This window comes from Streptomyces sp. NPDC045431, from assembly GCF_040646655.1.
Taxonomy (GTDB): Bacteria; Actinomycetota; Actinomycetes; order Streptomycetales; family Streptomycetaceae; genus Streptomyces.
Map to the genome: position 1 here is coordinate 156420 of NZ_JBEZAQ010000004.1, position 20766 is coordinate 177185.

Sequence of the window (20766 nt, forward strand, 5' to 3'; positions counted from 1 at the left end):
CAGGAGCGGTGATGCCTGCGCCCCGCCACTCGTCAACGGAGCAGCTACAAAGAGCGATACCCCGTACGCAACCCTCAGGTGATGCCGTGAACTCGCTGATTGGTCGCATTCCCGTCCTCGATGTCCGCCCTCTGGTCGACTGTGGCAGAAGGCCAGCCAAGGCGGTGGTCGGTGAAACCTTTCAGGTTACGGCCACCGTGTTCCGCGAAGGTCACGACGCCGTGGCCGCCAACGTCGTCCTGACGGACCCGGCCGGCCACGAGGGCCCCTTCACGCCGATGCGCGAACTCGCGCCCGGCACCGACCGCTGGGGCGCCGAGGTCACTCCGACGGCCGAGGGCCGCTGGTCCTATCGGGTCGAGGCGTGGAGCGACCCGGTCGCCACCTGGCGCCACCACGCCGAGATCAAGATCCCGGCGGGCATCGACACCGAGCTCGTCCTGGCGGAGGGCGCGGCCCTGCACGAGCGCGCCGCCGAGGGCGTGCCGAAGAGCGAGGGCCGCGAGGCGGTGCTCGCGGTGGTGGACGCGCTGCGGGACGCGCGGCGCTCACCCGAGGAGCGGTGGCGGGCCGCCCTGGCGCCGGAGGCCGTGGACGCCCTGTCCCGGCACCCACTGCGCGAACTGGTCACCTCCTCGCGCCCGTTGCCGCTCGTCGTGGAGCGGGAGCGGGCGCTCTTCGGTTCCTGGTACGAGATGTTCCCGCGCTCCGAGGGGGCCCGCTTCGAGAACGGCCGGCTGGTCTCCGGCACCTTCCGCACCGCGGCCGAGCGGCTGCCGGCGATCGCCGCGATGGGCTTCGACGTGGTGTACCTGCCGCCGATCCACCCCATCGGCACCACGCACCGCAAGGGCCGCAACAACTCCCTCACGGCCGGCCCGGACGACGTGGGCGTGCCGTGGGCCATCGGCTCGCCCGAGGGCGGCCACGACGCGATCCACCCGGACCTCGGCACCATGGAGGACTTCGACGCCTTCGTGGCGCGCGCCCGCGAGCTGCGCCTGGAGGTCGCGCTGGACTTCGCGCTCCAGTGCTCGCCGGACCACCCGTGGGTGCGGAAGCGCCCGCAGTGGTTCCACCACCGGGCCGACGGCACCATCGCGTACGCCGAGAACCCGCCGAAGAAGTACCAGGACATCTATCCGATCGCCTTCGACCAGGACATGCGGGGCATCGTCCGCGAGACGCTGCGCGTGCTGCGGCACTGGATGGCCCACGGCGTGCGCATCTTCCGCGTCGACAATCCGCACACGAAGCCGGTGGTCTTCTGGGAGAAGGTCATCGCCTCCATCCGCCGCACCGACCCGGACGTGCTCTTCCTGGCGGAGGCCTTCACCCGCCCGGCGATGATGCACACGCTCGCGGCGGTCGGCTTCCACCAGTCGTACACGTACTTCACCTGGCGCAACAGCAAGCAGGAGCTCACCGAGTACCTGACGGAGCTGTCCGGTGACGCGGCCGCCTACATGCGGCCGAACTTCTTCGTGAACACCCCCGACATCCTGCCCGCCTACCTCCAGCACGGCGGCCGGCCCGCCTTCGAGGCGCGGGCGGTGCTCGCGGCGACGATGTCGCCGACGTGGGGCGTGTACGCCGGGTACGAGCTGTGCGAGAACACCCCGCTGCGCGAGGGCAGCGAGGAGTACCTCGACTCGGAGAAGTACGAACTGCGGCCGCGCGACTGGGAGTCGGCGGAGCGCGAGGGGCGGACGATCACCCCGCTGATCACCGCGCTCAACCGGATCCGGCGGCGCAACGCGGCGCTGCGCCAGCTGCGCTCGATCCACTTCCACCATGTGGACGACGACGCGGTGATCGCCTACAGCAAGCGGTCGGGCTCGAACATTGTTCTGACGGTCGTCAACCTCGACCCGCACCATACCCACGAGGCGACGGTCTCGTTGGACATGCCGGAGCTCGGCCTCGACTGGCACGAGACCGTACCGGTGCGCGACGAGCTCACCGGCGAGACCTATCACTGGGGCAGGGCCAACTATGTGCGCCTGGAACCGGGCGTCACGCCCGCGCACATCCTCGTCCTGCGACCGTCCCCGCCGATCGGAGGGTCACCCACATCATGATCGTCAACGAGCCCGTCCACGACACCTTCGAGGACACCCCCGCCAAGGACCGCGACCCCGACTGGTTCAAACGAGCCGTCTTCTACGAGGTGCTCGTCCGCTCCTTCCAGGACAGCAACGGCGACGGCGTCGGCGACCTCAAGGGCATCACGGCCAAGCTGGACTACCTGCAGTGGCTCGGGGTCGACTGCCTGTGGCTGCCGCCGTTCTTCAAGTCGCCGCTGCGCGACGGGGGTTACGACGTCTCGGACTACACGTCCGTCCTGCCGGAGTTCGGCGATCTGGCCGACTTCGTCGAGTTCGTCGACGCCGCCCACCAGCGCGGCATGCGGGTGATCATCGACTTCGTGATGAACCACACCAGCGACCAGCACCCGTGGTTCCAGGAGTCCCGCACGAACCCCGACGGGCCGTACGGCGACTACTACGTCTGGGCCGACGACGACAAGCAGTTCCAGGACGCCCGCATCATCTTCGTCGACACCGAGACGTCCAACTGGACCTTCGACCCGGTGCGCAAGCAGTACTACTGGCACCGGTTCTTCTCGCACCAGCCGGACCTGAACTACGAGAACCCCGCGGTGCAGCAGGAGATCCTGTCGGCGCTGCGCTTCTGGCTGGACCTGGGCATCGACGGCTTCCGCCTGGACGCCGTGCCGTACCTGTACCAGCAGGAGGGCACGAACTGCGAGAACCTCCCGGCGACGCACGCCTTCCTCAAGCGGGTGCGCAAGGAGATCGACGCGGCCTACCCCGACACCGTGCTGCTCGCCGAGGCCAACCAGTGGCCCGAGGACGTCGTCGACTACTTCGGCGACTACGCCGCCGGCGGCGACGAGTGCCACATGGCGTTCCACTTCCCGGTGATGCCGCGCATCTTCATGGCGGTGCGCCGCGAGTCGCGCTACCCCGTCTCCGAAGTCCTGGCCAAGACCCCGGCGATCCCGGCGAACTGCCAGTGGGGCATCTTCCTGCGCAACCACGACGAGCTGACCCTGGAGATGGTCACCGACGAGGAGCGCGACTACATGTACGCGGAGTACGCCAAGGACCCGCGGATGCGCGCCAACATCGGCATCCGGCGGCGGCTCGCCCCGCTGCTCGACAACGACCGCAACCAGATCGAGCTGTTCACCGCGCTGCTGCTGTCCCTGCCCGGCTCGCCGATCCTCTACTACGGCGACGAGATCGGCATGGGCGACAACATCTGGCTCGGCGACCGCGACGGTGTGCGCACCCCCATGCAGTGGACGCCCGACCGCAACGCGGGCTTCTCCTCCTGCGACCCCGGGCGGCTGTACCTGCCGACCATCATGGACCCGGTCTACGGCTACCAGGTCACGAACGTCGAGGCGTCCATGGCCTCGCCCTCGTCGCTGCTGCACTGGACCAAGCGGATGATCGAGATCCGCAAGCAGAACCCGGCCTTCGGTCTCGGCTCCTACACCGAGCTGCCGTCGTCCAACCCGGCGGTCCTCGCCTTCCTGCGGGAGTACGGCGACGACCTGGTGATGTGCGTGCACAACTTCTCGCGCTTCCCGCAGCCGACGGAGCTGGACCTGCGTCTGTTCAACGGCATGCACCCGGTGGAGCTGATCGGCGGGGTGCGCTTCCCGGCGATCGGCGAGTGGCCGTACCTGCTCACCCTGGCGGGCCACGGCTTCTACTGGTTCCGGCTGCGGAAGGACATGGTCCAGAAGTCGGCGAAGTCCATCAAGCCGGGCGCCGCACAGGCGACGGCCCCGAAGCCGGCGGCGCAGGGGCCGACGGGCCCGCGGGCCGCGGCGAGCTGACTTCCCGTTGGCGGTCCCCCACCGGGCCCGCCAACGACGTCACGAAGGGCCCCCGACGGCATCACGGAGGCCCGCCCACAAGGCGTCACTGCAACGGCGTAACGGGCTTGGACGGCGGCCGCCCGATCCTCCCACGGGCGGCATACCGAGGGGGCATATCCGTTCCGCAAGGCTCCGGCCAAAGGCGGGACGGTTCCTTCCGGTCGGGCGTTTCCGATGGGCCGCCCTGGGAACTCTCCCCCTCATACGTCGACGGGTCTATCCGGACCATCCCCGCCCGACACGTCCCGCACAGCCGGACAGCAATCGCCGCATTCCGGGACACTCTGCACGTTCTGTGCATTCTGTAGTGCCCGGGGAAAGGACGCGCTGCCATGTCGGAGACCGCATCCACCGCCCGGGCACCGGTCGCCCTACTCCCTTCCCTGGTGCCCCTGCTCCACGAATGGCTGCCGAGGCAGCGCTGGTTCGCCGGGAAGGGACGCCCCGTCACCGGCTTCACCCTGGTGTCCGCCACCGAGCTGCTCCGGGTCGACACCACGGGCCCCGGCCTGCTGCACCTGCTCGTGCGCGTCCAGCAGCCCGGTCTCGCGCCCTCGGCGCAGGCCGACTGCTACCAGCTGCTCCTCGGCGTACGGACCCATCTGCCGCCGCAGCTGGCCCCCGCCCTCATCGGCCGCGTGACCGACGGGCCGCTCGCCGGGCGCACGGTGTACGAGGGGCTGAGCGACCCGCGCCTCGCCTCGCTGCTGCTGGAACGATTGCGCACACCCGGCCCCATGGGCCCGCTGCGCTTCTCGCGCACGGTGGCGATCCCGGACGGGCTCGCGCCGCGGGTGCTCGACGCCGAGCAGTCCAACTCCTCCCTCGTCTACGGCGACGCCTACATCCTGAAGGTGTTCCGCCGGATCTGGTCGGGCGCCAACCCGGACCTGGAGCTGCCACTGGCGCTCGCCCGCGCCGGCTGCGGCCGGGTCCCCGCGCCCGTCGCCTGGTACGAGACCGTCAACAACCACCCGGAGGCCAGCACCCTCGGCGTACTCCAGCCGTATCTGCGCGGCTCCCAGGACGGCTGGCAGCTGGCGCTGGACGCGCTCGCCGCCGGGCGGGACTTCACCGCCGAGGCGCGTGCGCTGGGCCGGACCACCGCCGAGGTGCACACCGCGCTCGCCGACGCCCTGCCGACCGTCGCGCTCGGCCGCCCGCAGACCGAGAACCTCGCCATCCAGATGACCCGCCGCCTCGACGCCGCCGCCCAGGCGGTGCCGGCGCTCCTGCCGTTCGTGCCCGGTCTGCGGGCCGCCTTCGACGCGGTCGGCAAGCTCGCCGCCGAGGACGTCACATGGCGCGCGCAGCGGGTGCACGGCGACCTCCACCTGGGCCAGACGCTCCGCACGGAGGACGGCGACTGGTCGGTGATCGACTTCGAGGGCGAGCCCGCGAAGCCGCTCGCCGAGCGCCGCCGCCCGCAGCCGCCCGTCCGCGACGTGGCCGGGATACTGCGCTCCTTCGACTACGCGGCCCGCTCCTACCGCCCCTGGAACCCGGACTGGGCGGAGCGCTGCCGCGACGCCTACTGCACCGGTTACGCCGAGGCCTCCGGCACCGACCCGCGCGACGAGCCCGCGCTGCTGCGCGCGTACGAGACGGACAAGGCCGTGTACGAGGTCCTCTACGAGGCCCGGCACCGGCCCGACTGGCTCCCGGTCCCGATGGCGGCGATCCGCCGTCTGGCCGCACAGCCCACCCCCTGACGCCCTGACGCCTTCGAGGAGGCCCTGTCCCGTGACCCCCCGTCGTCCGACCCGCAATCCGGCAGCCCAGAAGCCCCGGCCCGTGAAGCAGACCCCCGTCGGGGAGGCCACCGCCCTGCCCACACCGCCGCCCGGCGCCACGCCCAGGCCCCGCGCGGGCGCCGACGGCGTCGTCCCCGCGCCCCTCGACCCCGCCGACCGGGGGCGGCTGCTCGCCGGGGAGCACCACGACCCGCACGCGCTGCTGGGCGCGCACCCGGTCGACGGCGGCGTCGCGATCCGGGCGCTGCGCCCGTACGCGGCCGGCGTGACCGTGCTCGTCGGCGCCGACGGGTCGCGCACCGAGCTCCACGACGACGGCGACGGGCTGTTCTCCGGCGTGCTGCCGCTCACGGAGGTCCCGGAGTACCGGCTCCTGGTGACGTACGAGTCGGGCGTCGTCGAGGTCGACGACCCGTACCACTACCTCCCGGCGCTGGGCGAGCTGGACCTGTACCTGATCGGCGAGGGCCGGCACGAGCAGCTGTGGACGGCGCTGGGCGCGCACCCGATGACCCATCAGGGCACGGAGGGCACGCGCTTCACGGTGTGGGCGCCGAACGCGCGCGGGGTACGGCTGGTCGGGGAGTTCAACTACTGGGACGAGGCCACCGGCCTGCCCATGCGATCGCTGGGCGCCACCGGCGTGTGGGAGCTGTTCGTGCCGGGTCTCGGCGAAGGGGCCCTGTACAAGTTCGCCGTCACGGGCCCCGACGGCCGCTGCTCGCTGCGCGCGGACCCGATGGCGCGGCGCACCCAGTGCCCGCCGGAGACCGCGTCCATCGTCACCGCCTCGCACTACGAGTGGCAGGACGGCGACTGGATGGCGCGCCGCGGCGACCGGCCGGTCCACGAGGCGCCCTTCTCCGTCTACGAGGTGCACCTGCCGTCCTGGCGCCCGGGCCTGACCTACCGCGAGCTGGCCGAGCAGCTGCCCGCGTACGTCAAGGAGCTCGGCTTCACGCACGTGGAGCTGATGCCGGTCGCCGAGCACCCGTACAGCCCGTCCTGGGGCTACCAGGTGACCGGCTTCTACGCGCCCACGGCCCGGCTCGGCACCCCGGACGACTTCAAGTTCTTCGTGGACGCCTGCCACCGGGCCGGGATCGGCGTGATCGTGGACTGGGTGCCGGCGCACTTCCCGAAGGACGACTGGGCGCTGGCCCGCTTCGACGGCACCCCGCTGTACGAGCACCCGGACCCGCGGCGGGCCGAGCACCCCGACTGGGGGACGCTCGAGTTCGACTACGGCCGCACCGAGGTCCGCAACTTCCTCGTCGCGAACGCCGTGTACTGGTGCGAGGAGTTCCACATCGACGGCCTGCGCGTCGACGCCGTCGCCTCGATGTTGTACCTGGACTACTCCCGCGAGGGCGGCGAATGGGCGCCCAACGAGTACGGCGGCCGGGAGAACTTCGACGCGGTCTCCTTCCTCCAGGAGATGAACGCCACCGTCTACCGCCGCTGCCCGGGCGTCGTCACGATCGCCGAGGAGTCCACCGCCTGGGAGGGCGTGACCCGCCCCACCGACAGCGGCGGGCTGGGCTTCGGCCTGAAGTGGAACATGGGCTGGATGCACGACTCGCTGGTGTACGTCTCCAAGGAGCCGGTGCACCGCAAGTACCACCACAACGAGATGACGTTCTCGATGGTGTACGCGTACAGCGAGAACTACGTCCTGCCGATCTCGCACGACGAGGTCGTGCACGGCAAGCAGGCCCTGGTGACGAAGATGCCCGGCGACTGGTGGCAGCGGCGCGCCACCCACCGGGCCTACCTGGGCTTCATGTGGGCGCACCCCGGCAAGCAGCTGCTCTTCATGGGCCAGGAGTTCGCCCAGGGCGCCGAGTGGTCCGAGGCGCACGGCCCCGAGTGGTGGCTGCTGGCGGACGACTACCACTCGGCCGGCGACCACCGGGGCGTACGCGACCTGGTGCGCGACCTGAACCGCGTGTACACCGCGACGCCCGCGCTGTGGGAGCGGGACACCGTCCCGGAGGGCTTCCAGTGGGTGCTGGGCGACGCGGCGGACGACAACGTCTTCGCGTTCCTGCGGTACGACGCCAAGGGCGAGCCGCTGCTGGCGGTCAGCAACTTCTCGCCGGTGGTGCGCGACGCCTACCGGCTGTGGACGCCGGAGGGCTTCTCCGCGTGGACGGAGGTCCTCAACACGGACGCGGCGCAGTACGGCGGCAGCGACGTGCGGAGCACCGCGCCGGTGCAGCGGGAGACGGAGCACGACGGCATCCGCCTCACGCTGCCGCCCCTCGCGACGGTCTACCTCAGGCCGGCGTGACGCTCCCGGCGGTCCGGATGATCCCCAGCCGCTGGGTCGCGCGGGTCAGCGCCACGTAGAGGTCGTTGACGCCGTGCGGCCCGGCGGCGCGGATGGCGTCCGGGTCGGCGACGATCACCGTGTCGAACTCCAGGCCCTTCGCCTGCCGGGGTTCGAGGAGGACGACGGGCCGGGTGAGGTCGGGCACCGGCCCGTGGGCGGCGTCCGGCAGCGCCGCGCGCAGGGCCTCGTGGTGGCCCGCCGGGGCGATGACCGCGAGGCGTCCCTCGGCGGGCAGTTCGCGCCGTACGGCCCCGGCGACCGCGCCCGGCAGGTCGTCGGTCTCCGTCTCCCAGGGCGGGACGCCGGTGGAGCGGACGGAGCGCGGCGGCTCGAAGTCCGGGTCCTCGGCGCGGCGCACCCGGGCCGCGACCTCCATGATCTCGGCGGGGGTGCGGTAGTTGACGCCGAGGCGTACGTGCTCGTAGCGGTCGCCCACGTACGGGGAGAGGATCTCCTGCCAGGAGCCGCAGCCGGCGGCGTCGCCGGTCTGGGCGGGGTCGCCGACCAGGGTCATGGAGTGGGTGGGGACGCGGCGCATCAGCAGCCGCCACGCCATCGCGGACAGCTCCTGCGCCTCGTCCACGATGACGTGGCCGAACGCCCAGGTGCGGTCGGCCGCGGCCCGCTCGGCGGCGCTGCGGTGGTCGGCCTCCTCGTGGCGCTCGGCGAAGCGCTCGGCGTCGATGATGTCGTGGGCGCCGAGCACCTCCGACTCCTCGTCCTCGAACTCGTACGTCCGGGAGGCGTACGCCACGTCGAGCACGCCCTGCGCGTACGCGATGCGCAGGTTGCGCTCGCGCTCGGCGGCGGCGCGCTCGGCGGTGTCGTCGTGCCCGAGGAGCTCGGCGGCCTCGTCGAGCAGCGGTACGTCGGCCTCGGTCCACTCGCCCTCCTCCCGGCGGACGAACTCGGCCTCCCCGTCCGGGAGGTAGCCGTCGGGCTCCGCGAGGAAGCGGGCGACGAGCTGCTGCGGGGTGAGCGTGGGCCACAGTCCCTCGATGGCGGCGTGGACGTGGGGGCTGGCGGCGATCTCCTTGCGCATCTGGGTGATGTCGGAGGCGTCGAGGAGGTTGGGGCCTCCGAAGGGGTCGGCGCCGAGGCGCTCGGCGAGCTGCTCGGTGAGGGCGTCGATGACACGGAAGGCGAAGCGCGGGCGGGCGAGGTTGTGCGGCAGGCCGGTGGCGCGGGCGTCCCAGCGGGCGTCCTCGGCCGTGTTCCGGTCGAGCAGGAGGGTGCCGTAGTCGTCGTGGTCGATCTCCAGCGGCGCCTCGGTGGGCGGCACCGTCTGCTGGTCGCGCACGTACCGGGCGAGGACCTCGGCCATGCTCGCGCGGCCCTTTATCTCGGCCGCCTCGGGGGTGTCGGCGCCGGTGGCCCGTACGCCGGGGAAGAGCTCGCCCAGGGTGGCGAGCAGCACGCCGGTCTCGCCGAGCGCGGGCAGCACCTCGCCGATGTAGCCGAGGAAGGCGGGGTTGGGGCCGACGATGAGGACGGCGCGGCGGGCGAGCTGCTCGCGGTACGCGTAGAGCAGGTACGCGGCGCGGTGCAGCGCGACGGCGGTCTTGCCGGTGCCGGGGCCGCCCTCGACGACGAGGACGCCGTGGTGCGGGGCGCGGATGATGCGGTCCTGCTCGGCCTGGATGGTCTGCACGATGTCGCCCATGCGCCCGGTGCGGGCGGCGTCGAGCGCGGCGAGGAGCACGGCGTCGGCGTCCGGGTTCTCGTGGCCGGTGCGGGTGGGGTCGTGCAGGTCCAGGATCTCGTCGTGCAGCGCGGTGACCTCGCGCCCGCGGGTGGTGATGTGCCGGCGGCGCTTCAGGCCCATGGGCTCGTAGCCGGTGGCGAGGTAGAAGGGCCGGGCGACGTCGGCGCGCCAGTCCACGACGAGCGGCGTGCGCTCCTCGTCGTCCTCCCGGATGCCGATGCGCCCGATGTGGTGGTCGCGTCCGTCCCGGAATTCGAGCCGCCCGAAGCAGAGGCCGTTCTCCCCGGCGTCGAAGGCGGCGAGCAGCCCGGACTGCTCGGCCACGAGCACGTCCCGCTCCAGTCGCGCCTGGAAACCGCTGCCGCGGTCCTTGAGGGCGGCCTGGACGGCGCGCTCGGCCTGGTCACGCAGGTGGTCGAGTCGCGCGTAGAGCCCGGTGATGAATCGCTGCTCTTTCCGCATGTCCTCGGTTGACAATTCGACTCCTGCTGCGATAGAGTTCGCTTATTCGACTTCCGCGTGCGCTTCGTCATGCGCGCATGCGAATCATCAAATATACGCGAGAAAGAGCCCCGGCCGCCATTGCGGACCGGGGCTCTTCCGTATGCGGTGAGGGCCGTTCAGGCCAGCACGTCCTCCAGCTCCTGCAGCAGCCGCCGCTTCGGGCGGGCGCCGACCATCGAGCGCACCGGCTCACCGCCGTCGAAGACCATCAGCGTCGGCGTCGACAGCACCGCGTACCGCGACACCGTCTCCGGGTTGGTGTCGACGTCGATCTCGACCACCTTCAGCCGGTCGGCCTCCTCGGCGGAGATCTCCTTCAGCACCGGGGCGAGCTGGCGGCAGGGGCCGCACCAGGTCGCGGTGAACTTCACCAGGACCGGGCGGTCCGCCGACAGGACCTCCGTACCGAACTCCGCGTCCGTCACCTCGATCATGGGGTACCTCCGAATTCGCAGCGTGGTTCGGGCGTTTCGGTCGCCAGCGTGAGCCGGGCGGCGACCTCGGCGCGGATCGACTGCAACTGGCCGATCAGGCCGTCGAGCTCGGCGAGCTTGCGGCGGTAGACGTCGAGCGACGCCGGACAGGCGTCCCCGGCCGGATGCCCGGCGCGCAGGCAGTCGACGAACGGCCGCGTCTCCTCCAGGTCGAACCCGAAGTCCTGGAGCGTGCGGATCTGCTGGAGCAGCCGCAGGTCGGACTCGTCGTACGTGCGGTAGCCGTTCTCCGCCCGCCGGGCGGGGAGCAGGCCCCGGGATTCGTAGTACCGCAGGGTGCGCGTGGTCGTTCCCGCGCGCCGAGCGAGCTCGCCGATTCGCATGCCCTCGAACGTAGGCCTTGACGTCGGCGTCAAGGCAAGAGGGGTTTACGGGGCACCGGCGACGACAGCACGACGGAGGTGGTGGTCCGGCCCAGCGCCGACGTCTGCTCCAGCACGTCCTCCAGGTGGACCGTGTCCGTCACCGCCACCTTGAGGATCCAGCGCGAGCCGCCCGGAATCGGCCCGCTCCTCGACGGCCGCGGCGGGCCTGGTGCTGGAGGAGGCGGAGCTGGCGCTGCTGGGGTAGGGAGGGGGTGGTGACCGCTGTGGTTTCCTGACCCGATGACTGATCTTCGCTTCGAACAGCCTGGCGACGACGCCGCGTTCACGGACTGGCAGCACGTCCACAACACGGTCATCCCGACGCACCACCTCTCCCTCGACGACGTACGCGAACGGGCGCGGCGCCACCGTCTCGAAGTCGCCTACCTCGGTGAGGAGCTCATCGGGTGCAGCACCGTGCGTCCGCCCGAGGGGGACTCGGTGACGGCCACCGTGATCGCGCGGGTGCTCGCCGCCTACCGGCAGCGGGGGTTCGGGGAGGAGCTGTACGCGCGCGGGCTGGAGCGGGCGCGGGAGCTCGGGGCCGAGGTGGTCGAGACGTGCGTGCTGGCGTCCAACGAGGACGGGCTGCGGTTCGCGCTGAAGCACGGCTTCGTGGAGACCGAGCGATACCTGCTGCCGGGGGACACCATCCCGTGGATCGACCTGCGGCTGGCCTGAACCGGCGTCCGCTCCCCCGCCGCCCGTGCGGCCGTGCCGCGCTGGATGACGGAAAGCAGGCCGCGATCCGTCCGCCGTGCGGGACGATTGACGCGCCTCGAAGGGCACGGCGCAGAGCCGATGGGCGTCAGGCGAAAGGTGGGTAGCGCATGGACATCGCGGTGATCGCAGCGACCGCCAGCACCGCGTTGGTGGGTGCCATGGCGACGGACGCGTGGGGGCAGGCGGTGCGCGGGATGACGACGCTGTGGCAGCGGGTGCATCCCGGCCGGGCCGAGGCGGTGGGCGAGGACCTGGCCGAGGACCGGCGGCTCGTTCTCGCCGCCCACGAGAGCGGCGACGAGGAGGCCTTGCGCCGGCTGCGGGCGGAGTGGGAGAGCCGACTGCACCGGCTGCTGAGCTCCGGGGGCGAGGAGGTCGCCGACGAGCTGCGCCGGCTGGTGGCCGATCAGCTCCTGCCCCACCTTCCGGCCGGGCAGCGGGCCCAGTACGTGGAGATGTATGCCGAGGCCCGCGACAACGGCCGCATCAACCAAGCCGTGAACAATCAGATCAACTTCGGTTGATGAGCACCGACGAGCGGCTGCCGTCCGTGCGCCAGGAGGCCACGGCATCCGGCAATGGGCGCGTCCAGCAGGCGGCCGGGGACCAGTACAACGTCCACGTGGCTCCCGCACGGGCCTTCTCCACCGTGGTCGCGGTGCTCGCCCTGCTCGTACTGCTGGCGGATTCCGGCGGTGAGCGGAACGCGCCGGCCGATCCGGGGGACCCTGCCCTGATCGAGACGGCGGGCGGAGAGCTGACGACCCGGTCCGGCGGCGGCGACGCCCCCTGCGTCGTGTTCACTCCGGCCACCGTGCGGGTCGTCTTGGACCGATGCGAGGGAGGCGCGTCGGAGTGGAGGATGTCGCGCTATTCCGACGGCTACGTCCGCTTCGACATCCCCCCGCACGAGAACACCTGTCTGGGCATGGGTGTGGACCACCACCAGCGGAAGATCGTGGGGAGCTGGAACTGCGGCGACTACAACTCCTCCTGGAGGCTGGAGCCCCGCCCGGACGGCTACTACCGGCTGCACAACCGGCTCGCCGAAAGCAAGAAGTGGGCCGAGGAATGCCTGACCCACGAGGGAACGACGCTGCGCCTGGGCCCCTGCCAGGAGCACGACGCCTACCGGTGGAGGTTCCCCGTTCCGTAGCCGACGCGCGTCGCCCCCGTGCCCGTCAAGAACACCCGGCCGGGGTGGGGCTCGTGTCCGTGAGGTCCGTCCAGTGCCGCAGCGTCTCGCCGTGCGAGCCGGTCGCCGTGGCGCGGGTCACCTCCTCCGCCGCTTCCGGGGCGCACGGTGAGCCGTCGCGGGTGAGGAGCGCCAGCGGCCACTGCGGGACCTCGGAGTGCGGCGCGCCGTCGAAGGCGTACCAGTCCCAGGGGCCGTCGAAGCGCCAGGCGCGGCCGGCGGCGTCGGCGACCTCGTCGCCGGGGTGGAGGAAGGCGTACGGGCGGAACAGCAGCTCGAAGGTGAACGGGATGCCGTTGTCCGGGTACAGGTGGTTGCCTCTGCCGTTGAGGTGGCCTCCGTCCGGGTACTCGCGGTAGGACAGCCCCCGCGGCAGCACCGCGACGGCGAGGTGGGGGCGGGGCAGCCAGCCCGTCTCCTGGGGCGGGTCGAAGTGGTCGACCGCCGTCACATGGACCACGGTCGGCGGCACACCGACCCGGCACACGTCTCCCGGCTCCAAGAACTCCGGGGCCGGGTCGGTGCGGAACAACGTCATCTCGTCCCAGACGCGGGTGCGCGCGTCGATCCCCAGGGCCACGATCCCGTTCCAGTGGAAGGACTCGCTGTCCAGGTCCCGTTCCCACCAGGGCCATGGGACCGACAGGTAGTCCCACTTCAGGTCCTTCACCCGCGTCTCCACGAACGGGCAGGCGACCGTCAGCACATCACCCACCCGGAAACCGGTGTCCTCGCTCATGGCCCCGAGGCTACGACGGGCCTAGCGGCGGAGCCCCGGCAGGGCGTCCTCGGCGACCTTGGCCGCCCGTTCGCGCTGCGGGTAGTCGCCGACCTTCACGCGGGCGACCTCCTTGGCCGTGCGGTAGTCGACAACGGAGACCTCGTCGCGGTTCGAGAGCGTGACGAAGCAGTGGGTGCCGCCAGGGGCCGTGACGGCCCAGTACGGGAGGGCGCCCTGCTCGTAGTGGACGGAGCCGTCGGTCGTGAGCGAGGGGCGGGAGACGACGGCGGTGTAGTCGTCGATGGTGCCGGCCATGCAGAGCTTGTCGTGGGTGCCGTTCATCGCCATGCCGTGGTGGGCGGAGTTCTGCGGGTAGTCGTCGGGCTTGAGCGCCGCGCCCGCCGCGCTGAACGGCATCTGGACCGTGCGGACGGTGCGGCCGGCGACCAGGTCGTACTCGATGAAGCCGTTGAGGTACGAGAGCTGGGCGTACATCGTCTTCTCGTCGGGCGTGATGACCGCCGGGCGGACGCCCTTGTCGAAGGTGTACGTGCGCAGCACCTTCAGGGTCCTGGCGTCGGCGACGGTGACCTGCTTGGCGCCTTTGAGGCCGTCGAGGGCCTTGGGCAGGGAGGTGACGCCGATGGACATGTTGTAGATGCGGCTGCCGTCGGGCGAGTACATGTTCTCGTGCGGGTACGTGCCCGTCGCGAACTCGCCGGTGATGCGGCCGGTCGCGGTGTCCAGGGTCTGGGTCTTGGCGGCCGTGATGGCCGAGACGACGAAGGTGGAGCCGTCCGCCGAGAGCGCCGCGTGGTCGGCCTTGAGGCCGTCGAGGTGCGTGCGCCAGAGCTGGCGGCCGGAGGCGATGTCGTACGCGGCGGCGTCGCCGAGGTTGCCGCGTGAGACGTACAGGGTGCGGCCGTCGGGCGAGAGGTGGGCGTCGTCGACGAACTTGTCGCCGCCTGCCTGCTGCTTGACGATCTCGTACGCGGCGCGGCGTAGGGGGCCCATGCCGTCCAGGACCTCTTCGAGGTCGGGGATGACATCGAGCGAGCCGAGGTTCTCGTACGTACGGGAGTCGAGGAAGCTGACCGTGCCGTCGGCGCTGTTGCCGACGAGGACGACGTCCCGGAGGGGCTGTTCGGCCGCCGTGGCGGTGGAGGTGGTCACGGAGCCCAGGGCGAGCGTGAGGGTGAGGGCGAGCAGGGTGGGGAGACGCGACATCGGACCATCCCTTCATGGGCATGCCAAATTGCTCGGCACCACGATGACACGTTTCCGTTACCGGCGGTAAGCCCGGGAAACGGACACCGCGCGGGAGGCGCCCTCCCTCCGGAGGCCGCTCACGCGCGGTGTCCCGACTCCGCTCAGACCTTGACCGGCTCCCGCTCCTCCGGGGCCTCCGGCGCGTCCACCGCCGGCCCGTGGTCGTCCACCAGCGTCTTCTCGTCGAACGGCACCCGCCCCGCGAGGACCTCCGCCACCCGGGCCTTGTCGATCTCCTTCGTCCAGGTGCCGACCAGCACCGTCGCGACCGCGTTCCCCGCGAAGTTCGTCAGCGCGCGGGCCTCGCTCATGAAGCGGTCGATGCCGACGATGAGCCCGACGCCGTCGACCAGCTCGGGGCGGTGCGACTGGAGGCCGCCGGCCAGCGTGGCCAGGCCCGCGCCGGTCACGCCCGCCGCGCCCTTCGAGGCGATGATCATGAAGATGAGGAGCGAGACCTGCTCGCCGACCGAGAGCGGGTTGCCCATCGCCTCCGCGACGAAGAGCGACGCCATGGTCAGGTAGATCGCGGTGCCGTCCAGGTTGAAGGAGTAACCGGTCGGCACGGTGATGCCGACGACCGGCTTGCTCACGCCCAGGTGCTCCATCTTGGCGATGAGCCGCGGCAGCGCCGACTCCGACGACGAGGTCGACAGGATCAGCAGGAACTCGCGCCCCAGGTACTTCAGCAGCGCCAGGATGTTCACGCCCGCCACCAGCCGCAGCAGCAGGCCGAGGACGACGAAGACGAAGAGCGTGCAGGTGAGGTAGAAGCCGATCATGATGACGGCGAGCGACTTCAGGGCGTCGACGCCGGTCTCGCCGACCACGGCGGCGATCGCGCCGAAGGCGCCCACCGGAGCCGCCCACATGATCATGGCGAGGATCCGGAAGACCAGCCGCTGGATGTGCCCGATCCCGCGCAGCACCGGCTCGCCCGCCCTGCCCATCGCCTGGAGCGCGAAGCCCGCGAGCAGCGCGACCAGCAGCGTCTGGAGGACCTCGCCCTCCGTGAAGGCGGAGACCAGCGTCTTGGGGATCACGCCGAGCAGGAAGTCCACCGTGGACTCGCTCGCGCCCGCCGCCTGCTTCTCGCCGGCCTGGCGCGCCGCGTCCGTCAGGTGCAGTCCGGCGCCCGGCTCCAGCAGGTTCCCGACGAGCAGGCCGATGGCGAGGGCCACGGTCGACATGACCATGAAGTAGCCCAGCGCCAGCCCGCCGACCGCGCCCACCTTGGCCGCCTTGCGTACCGAGCCGACGCCCAGCACGATCGTGCAGAAGATGATCGGCGAGATCATCATCTTGATCAGGTTCACGAAGCCGGTGCCGAGCGGCTTGAGCTCGACGGCCACCCCGGGGGCGGCGAAGCCCACGATGACGCCGAGCACGACCGCTCCGATGACGGCCAGATACAGATAGTGGGTACGGTCCCGGCGTGCGGCCACGGGTCCCTCCTCGGTGAGTCGCTCCACCGTCCCGGTGGAGCCGTCCCTTCGGACCTGTCCCTGCTGGATCAGATCCCGGAGACCATCTCTCACCCGGTGGCCGCGGTCACCGTTGCGTACCTTTCGTTCATACGATTCCGGCCGCGTTTTCCCGCCAGGCAGACTTACCGCCATGCGCAGACCCCGCGTACCCCGCGTACCCGGCGTACCCCGCCCCCGCAGCCGCCCGCGCAGCCGCCCGCGCCCGCGCAGCCTCGCCGGCCAGCTCTTCGCGATGCAGGTCGTGCTGATGGCCGCGGTCGTCGCGGGGTGCGCGCTCTTCGCGTACCTCACCGACCGGCGCCAGGCCGAGGAGACCGCGCGCCGCCAGGTGACGGCGACCGCGACCGCCGTCGCCCGCTCCCCCGCCGTCGTCGCGGCGGCGCGCTCCGCCGATCCCACGGCCGCGCTCCAGTCGTACGCCGCCTCCCTCACGGGCTCCACGGGCGTCACCTTCGTGACGATCATGGCGCCGGACGGGACCCGCTGGACGCACCCGGATCCGGACCGGATCGGCGGGACGTACCTGGGCAGCATCGACCAGGCACGGCGCGGGGAGACGCACACGGAGACGTACCGCGGCACGCTCGGGCGGTCCGTGCGGACGGTCACGCCGGTGTACGACGGCGGGCGCGTGGTCGCCCTCGTCAGCGCGGGCATCACCGTCGACCGGATCAGCGAGCAGCTGAGCAAGCAGGTCACCGCGCTGCTCGGCATGGCGGGCGCGGCGCTCGCGCTCGGCGGGCTCGGTACGTACGTGATCAACGCGCGGCTGCGGCGCCACACGCACGGCATGAACGCCGCCGAGCTGAGCCGGATGCACGACTACCACGAGGCCGCGCTGCACGCGGTGCGCGAGGGGCTGGTGATGCTCGACGGGCAACGGCGCATCGCGCTGATCAACGACGGGGGGCGGGAGCTGCTGGGCCTGGCCCCGGAGGCCGTGGGCAGGCCCGTCGCCGAGCTCGGGCTGCCGCCCTCCCTGACGAGCGCGCTGCTCTGCGCCGAGCCGCGCGTCGACGAGCTGCACCTGACGGCCGACCGGGTGCTGGTGGTCTCCACCCGGCCGGTGGTCGGCGGGGAGCGGCGCGGCACCGTGGTGACGCTGCGGGACCACACCGAGCTCCAGGCGCTCTCGGGTGAGCTGGACTCGGAGCGCGGGTTCACGCAGGCGCTGCGCTCGCAGGCCCACGAGGCGGCGAACCGGCTGCACACCGTCGTGTCGCTCATCGAGCTGGGGCGGGCCGAGGAGGCGGTGGAGTTCGCGACGGCCGAGCTGGAGCTGGCGCAGGCGCTCACGGACCGGGTCGTGGACGCGGTCGCCGAGCCGGTCCTCGCGGCGCTGCTGCTCGGCAAGGCGGCGCAGGCCAACGAGCGGGGCGTCGAGCTGGTCCTGACCGAGGACAGCCGCATCGACGACGGCGTCCTGCCGCCGAGCCTGCCCGCCCGGGACCTGGTCACCATCCTCGGCAACCTCGTCGACAACGCCGTGGAGGCCGCGCAGGGCAGCCGGCTGGCCCGCGTCACGGTCACCGCGCGCGCCGACGACCACGGCGGCGAGGTGCTGTTGCGCGTCGCCGACAGCGGCCCCGGCATCGGGACCGACGACCACGACGCCGTCTTCGAACGCGGCTGGTCCACCCGGGGCCCGGGCCGCGGCCTCGGCCTCGCGCTCGTACGGCAGGCGGCGCACCGGGGGCGGGGCACCATCGAGCTGGGGCACGGGCCGGACGCGGGCGCGGAGTTCACCGTACGGCTCCCCCTGCGCCCCGTGGAGGTGGGGTCATGACCGCGGCCGGGGCCATCAGGGTCCTGGTGGTCGAGGACGATCCGGTCGCCGCCGACGCCCACGCCCTGTACGTCGGCCGGGTGCCGGGCTTCGAGGTCGTCGGGGTCGCGCACACGCGCGCCGCCGCCGGGCGGCTGCTGGAGCGCGTGGCCGTCGACCTGATCCTGCTCGACCTCTACCTGCCGGACGGGCACGGCCTGCACCTGCTGCGCTCGCTGCGGGCGGCCGGGCACCACGCGGACGTCATCGCCGTCACCTCGGCGCGCGACCTGGGGATCGTCCGCGAAGGGGTGTCGCTGGGCGTCGTCCAGTACGTCCTGAAGCCGTTCACCTTCGCCACGCTGCGGGACCGGCTGGCCCGGTACGCCGAGTTCCGGGCGGCGGCCGGCGAGGCGTCGGGCCAGGAGGAGGTGGACCGGGCGCTCGCGGTGCTGCGTACGCCCCGGCCGGCCGCGCTGCCGAAGGGGCTGAGCGCGCCGACGCTGGCGGCTGTGACGCGCACGCTGCGGGAGGCGGCCGGCGGGCTGACCGCCGCCGAGGCCGGCGCGGCGGTCGGCATCTCGCGGATCACGGCGCGGCGCTATCTGGAGCACCTGGTGGAGACGGGCCGGGCGGCGCGCAGCCCCCAGTACGGGCAGGTGGGACGGCCGGAGCTGCAGTACCGGTGGATCACCGCGGTACGGTAAATTACCCGCAGGTATACCAATAGGTAGTGGTTTATCTGGACGTTCCTACGACTTTCGGTGTTGGCTGAACGCACCGTAGCCAGAGGTAACCCTCCGCACCTACCGTGTGCCGCGTGCACCCCTCCCCACCCACACCCCCGTTCAACGCGCTCGCCGCGCGCCGACTGCGCGAGGCGCTCGGCATGGGGCCCGCCCACGTCGCGTACGGCTTGCGCGCGCAGTACGGACTCGCCGTCCCCCCCGAGACGGTGATGGCCTGGGAACGCGGCACCGCCGCACCCACCTCCCAGGAGCTCACCGCGCTCGCCGGGGTCCTGTGGTGTTCGCCGGGCGAGCTGCTGGCCGCGGCGACCACCCTGCGCGAGCACCGCATCGCGCGGGCCATGGCGCCCGAGGACCTGGCCCGCCGGATCGGGCTCGACACCAAGGCGTACCTCCGCATGGAGGAGTCCGGCCGCTGGCGCGGCAACGAACGGCAGACCGCGGCGCTCGCCGACGCGCTGGCCCTCGGGCCGCGCGAGCTGCTGACCGTCACGGGCCGCCACGCGCAGCTCGCGGACCTGCTGCGCAGCGCCGCCACCACCCGCTGGCAGGCGTACGTCCGGCCGCTCGCGAAGCTGCTGCCCATCGACCGCGGCCGCCTGGAGCAGGTCCTCCAACAGCTGCACGCCGACTACCAGGCGCGGATGGTGTCCACCAACAGCTGGGGCGTGGACCTCACCGACAGCAGCGACGGCCAGGCGGGCAAGGAGTTCCTGGAGCGGATCGACGAGCACTTCTGGGCGCTGGTCCAGTACTGATCACCGATCACCGCGCGTCGGCGGGGTCCAGGCTGAACAGCTGACCCTCGCCATCCTCCCGGCACGCCTCCTGGATCACGTCCGTCCACGGCTCGCGCGAGGCGTCCCGTATGCGCAGGCACAGGTCCGAGTGCGCGGATCTGAGGCGGTAGCCCGCCACGGGGTCGCCGAACCCCTCGATCCGGAAGGCCTCGCGCGGGCCCCGTTTGCCGCACTCCTGGTCGATCAGGGGCGCGCCGTGCTGTTCCGTCGCCTCGACGGGGATGCCCGAGCAGCCGGGCCCGAACTCGGGGTGGTCGGAGCGGATGCGCCACAGTCCGCCGCCGAGCCGCACGAGCGCATAGCGCGGCACGGTCGCCCCCGCGCACGGCACCTGGTAGACCTGCCCGCTCTGCTGACCGGGCCGTTCGTTCAGGCAGAGCCCGGAGTGCACCGCCCGTATCAGTACGGGGCCGGGCGCGGGGGCGGCGGCGTCCTCCTTCACGTGCTCCTCGTCGCCACCCCGCAGGAACGCCACGACGGTCGTCGCGGCCACGACGAGCGCCAGCACCGCGACGAGCGGGACGAACCACGCCTGTAACGCACCGCGCGCCGTGGCCGGCGGCTCCTCCCCCGGCTCCCCGGCTTCCGGATCGGGCTCCGTCTCCGTCTCCGACCCCGACCCCGACCCCGACAGCTCGAACCACCGCTCGCGGCCCGCCAGCTCCTTGCGGACCGCGAGCCAGGACTCCAACGCCTCGGGGCCCACCCCGCACGCCCGGACGAAGGCCGACAAGAGCTCCTCGCGCGGCACCGTCGTACGGGCCAGCATGTTCGCGACCGTCGAGCGGGGCAGCACCTCCCCGAGCGCCTCGGCGCGCGCCGACAGCTCCCGGTAGGTGAGGCCGGACCAGCCCTTGAGGTCCTGCAGCAGCGCGATGAACGCGGCAGGGTCCCGGGCCTCCCTGGGGTCGGGAGCTGCTCTCTCCCTGTCGGTCACCTCGGCCCTCCCCCGTTCTGGGACATGTCCCGGACAGGCGTAAGCCT

Annotated in this window: 17 protein-coding genes and 1 pseudogene; 10 read left to right on the forward strand and 8 right to left on the reverse strand. The window is 72.1% G+C overall.

Going from position 1 to position 20766, the window contains the following annotated elements:
• The first annotated feature begins 95 nt into the window (after positions 1–95).
• From AB0A69_RS11800 to glgB, 4 genes are all read left to right on the forward strand, one after another.
• Positions 96–2081, forward strand: a complete 1986-nt coding sequence (locus tag AB0A69_RS11800; RefSeq protein ID WP_361419761.1) for an alpha-1,4-glucan--maltose-1-phosphate maltosyltransferase — start codon at positions 96–98, stop codon at positions 2079–2081.
• Positions 2078–3874: a maltose alpha-D-glucosyltransferase gene (gene treS, locus AB0A69_RS11805; RefSeq protein ID WP_361418817.1), complete on the forward strand. Its 1797-nt coding sequence runs from the start codon at positions 2078–2080 to the stop codon at positions 3872–3874. Before AB0A69_RS11800 ends, treS begins: the two co-directional genes overlap by 4 nt.
• 374 nt (positions 3875–4248) lie before the next feature.
• Positions 4249–5628, forward strand: a complete 1380-nt coding sequence (locus AB0A69_RS11810; protein WP_361418820.1) for a maltokinase — start codon at positions 4249–4251, stop codon at positions 5626–5628.
• Between the two features lie 82 nt (positions 5629–5710).
• Positions 5711–7963 (forward strand): 1,4-alpha-glucan branching enzyme, encoded by a 2253-nt coding sequence (gene glgB, locus AB0A69_RS11815; protein WP_361418823.1) that lies wholly within the window; start codon positions 5711–5713, stop codon positions 7961–7963.
• Here glgB and AB0A69_RS11820 read toward each other — a convergent pair.
• The 4 genes and pseudogenes from AB0A69_RS11820 to AB0A69_RS11835 form a co-directional block, all read right to left on the reverse strand.
• On the reverse strand, positions 7950–10172 hold the full coding sequence (locus tag AB0A69_RS11820; protein WP_361419764.1) for an ATP-binding domain-containing protein: 2223 nt from the start codon (positions 10170–10172) through the stop codon (positions 7950–7952). The genes glgB and AB0A69_RS11820 overlap by 14 nt on opposite strands.
• 158 nt (positions 10173–10330) lie before the next feature.
• Positions 10331–10648: a thioredoxin gene (gene trxA / locus AB0A69_RS11825; RefSeq protein ID WP_361418826.1), complete on the reverse strand. Its 318-nt coding sequence runs from the start codon at positions 10646–10648 to the stop codon at positions 10331–10333.
• Positions 10645–11031 (reverse strand): MerR family transcriptional regulator, encoded by a 387-nt coding sequence (locus AB0A69_RS11830; RefSeq protein ID WP_361418829.1) that lies wholly within the window; start codon positions 11029–11031, stop codon positions 10645–10647. Before AB0A69_RS11830 ends, trxA begins: the two co-directional genes overlap by 4 nt.
• Before the next feature lie 29 nt (positions 11032–11060).
• A pseudogene (locus AB0A69_RS11835) lies at positions 11061–11192 on the reverse strand (Lrp/AsnC family transcriptional regulator); the annotation flags it as partial.
• A gap of 121 nt (positions 11193–11313) precedes the next feature.
• Between AB0A69_RS11835 and AB0A69_RS11840 the strand changes: the two are divergent.
• The 3 genes from AB0A69_RS11840 to AB0A69_RS11850 all read left to right on the forward strand — a co-directional run bounded on the left by AB0A69_RS11840 (position 11314) and on the right by AB0A69_RS11850 (position 12952).
• Positions 11314–11754, forward strand: coding sequence for a GNAT family N-acetyltransferase (locus tag AB0A69_RS11840; RefSeq protein ID WP_361418832.1), 441 nt, complete (start codon positions 11314–11316; stop codon positions 11752–11754).
• 149 nt (positions 11755–11903) lie between these two features.
• Positions 11904–12320, forward strand: a complete 417-nt coding sequence (locus AB0A69_RS11845; protein ID WP_361418835.1) for a hypothetical protein — start codon at positions 11904–11906, stop codon at positions 12318–12320.
• Positions 12320–12952, forward strand: a complete 633-nt coding sequence (locus AB0A69_RS11850; RefSeq protein ID WP_361418838.1) for a hypothetical protein — start codon at positions 12320–12322, stop codon at positions 12950–12952. Before AB0A69_RS11845 ends, AB0A69_RS11850 begins: the two co-directional genes overlap by 1 nt.
• Positions 12953–12977: 25 nt before the next feature.
• Here AB0A69_RS11850 and AB0A69_RS11855 read toward each other — a convergent pair whose 3' ends face one another.
• The 3 genes from AB0A69_RS11855 to AB0A69_RS11865 form a co-directional block, all read right to left on the reverse strand.
• Positions 12978–13730, reverse strand: a complete 753-nt coding sequence (locus AB0A69_RS11855; RefSeq protein WP_361418841.1) for a hypothetical protein — start codon at positions 13728–13730, stop codon at positions 12978–12980.
• Between the two features lie 21 nt (positions 13731–13751).
• On the reverse strand, positions 13752–14939 hold the full coding sequence (locus AB0A69_RS11860) for a YncE family protein (protein WP_361418844.1): 1188 nt from the start codon (positions 14937–14939) through the stop codon (positions 13752–13754).
• Between the two features lie 143 nt (positions 14940–15082).
• The gene (locus tag AB0A69_RS11865) at positions 15083–16426 is read right to left on the reverse strand and encodes a cation:dicarboxylase symporter family transporter (protein ID WP_361418847.1); all 1344 of its coding nucleotides are present in this window, start codon (positions 16424–16426) and stop codon (positions 15083–15085) included.
• A gap of 274 nt (positions 16427–16700) precedes the next feature.
• On the opposite strand from AB0A69_RS11865, the gene AB0A69_RS11870 reads away from it, so the two are divergent.
• From AB0A69_RS11870 to AB0A69_RS11880, 3 genes are all read left to right on the forward strand, one after another.
• Positions 16701–18254 carry a sensor histidine kinase gene (locus tag AB0A69_RS11870; RefSeq protein ID WP_361419767.1) on the forward strand — a complete coding sequence of 518 codons (1554 nt, stop codon included), beginning with the start codon at positions 16701–16703 and terminating at the stop codon, positions 18252–18254.
• Positions 18251–18940, forward strand: coding sequence for a response regulator (locus AB0A69_RS11875; protein WP_361418850.1), 690 nt, complete (start codon positions 18251–18253; stop codon positions 18938–18940). The genes AB0A69_RS11870 and AB0A69_RS11875 overlap by 4 nt, the downstream gene beginning before the upstream one ends.
• A 113-nt stretch (positions 18941–19053) precedes the next feature.
• Positions 19054–19740 (forward strand): helix-turn-helix transcriptional regulator, encoded by a 687-nt coding sequence (locus AB0A69_RS11880; RefSeq protein ID WP_361418853.1) that lies wholly within the window; start codon positions 19054–19056, stop codon positions 19738–19740.
• A gap of 7 nt (positions 19741–19747) precedes the next feature.
• On the opposite strand, the gene AB0A69_RS11885 is transcribed toward AB0A69_RS11880, so the two are convergent.
• Complete coding sequence (locus AB0A69_RS11885; RefSeq protein ID WP_361418856.1) at positions 19748–20719, reverse strand: helix-turn-helix domain-containing protein; 972 nt, start codon at positions 20717–20719, stop codon at positions 19748–19750.
• Positions 20720–20766: the final 47 nt, after the last annotated feature.

Coding starts and splice junctions, on each gene's coding strand:
- AB0A69_RS11840 (WP_361418832.1), top strand. CDS start 11,314: ATGACTGATCTTCGCTTCGAACAGCCTGGCGACGACGCCGCGTTCACG.
- AB0A69_RS11830 (WP_361418829.1), bottom strand. CDS start 11,031: ATGCGAATCGGCGAGCTCGCTCGGCGCGCGGGAACGACCACGCGCACC.
- AB0A69_RS11820 (WP_361419764.1), bottom strand. CDS start 10,172: ATGCGGAAAGAGCAGCGATTCATCACCGGGCTCTACGCGCGACTCGAC.
- AB0A69_RS11850 (WP_361418838.1), top strand. CDS start 12,320: ATGAGCACCGACGAGCGGCTGCCGTCCGTGCGCCAGGAGGCCACGGCA.
- AB0A69_RS11810 (WP_361418820.1), top strand. CDS start 4,249: ATGTCGGAGACCGCATCCACCGCCCGGGCACCGGTCGCCCTACTCCCT.
- AB0A69_RS11860 (WP_361418844.1), bottom strand. CDS start 14,939: ATGTCGCGTCTCCCCACCCTGCTCGCCCTCACCCTCACGCTCGCCCTG.
- AB0A69_RS11855 (WP_361418841.1), bottom strand. CDS start 13,730: ATGAGCGAGGACACCGGTTTCCGGGTGGGTGATGTGCTGACGGTCGCC.
- AB0A69_RS11870 (WP_361419767.1), top strand. CDS start 16,701: ATGCAGGTCGTGCTGATGGCCGCGGTCGTCGCGGGGTGCGCGCTCTTC.
- trxA (WP_361418826.1), bottom strand. CDS start 10,648: ATGATCGAGGTGACGGACGCGGAGTTCGGTACGGAGGTCCTGTCGGCG.
- treS (WP_361418817.1), top strand. CDS start 2,078: ATGATCGTCAACGAGCCCGTCCACGACACCTTCGAGGACACCCCCGCC.
- AB0A69_RS11845 (WP_361418835.1), top strand. CDS start 11,904: ATGGACATCGCGGTGATCGCAGCGACCGCCAGCACCGCGTTGGTGGGT.
- AB0A69_RS11875 (WP_361418850.1), top strand. CDS start 18,251: ATGACCGCGGCCGGGGCCATCAGGGTCCTGGTGGTCGAGGACGATCCG.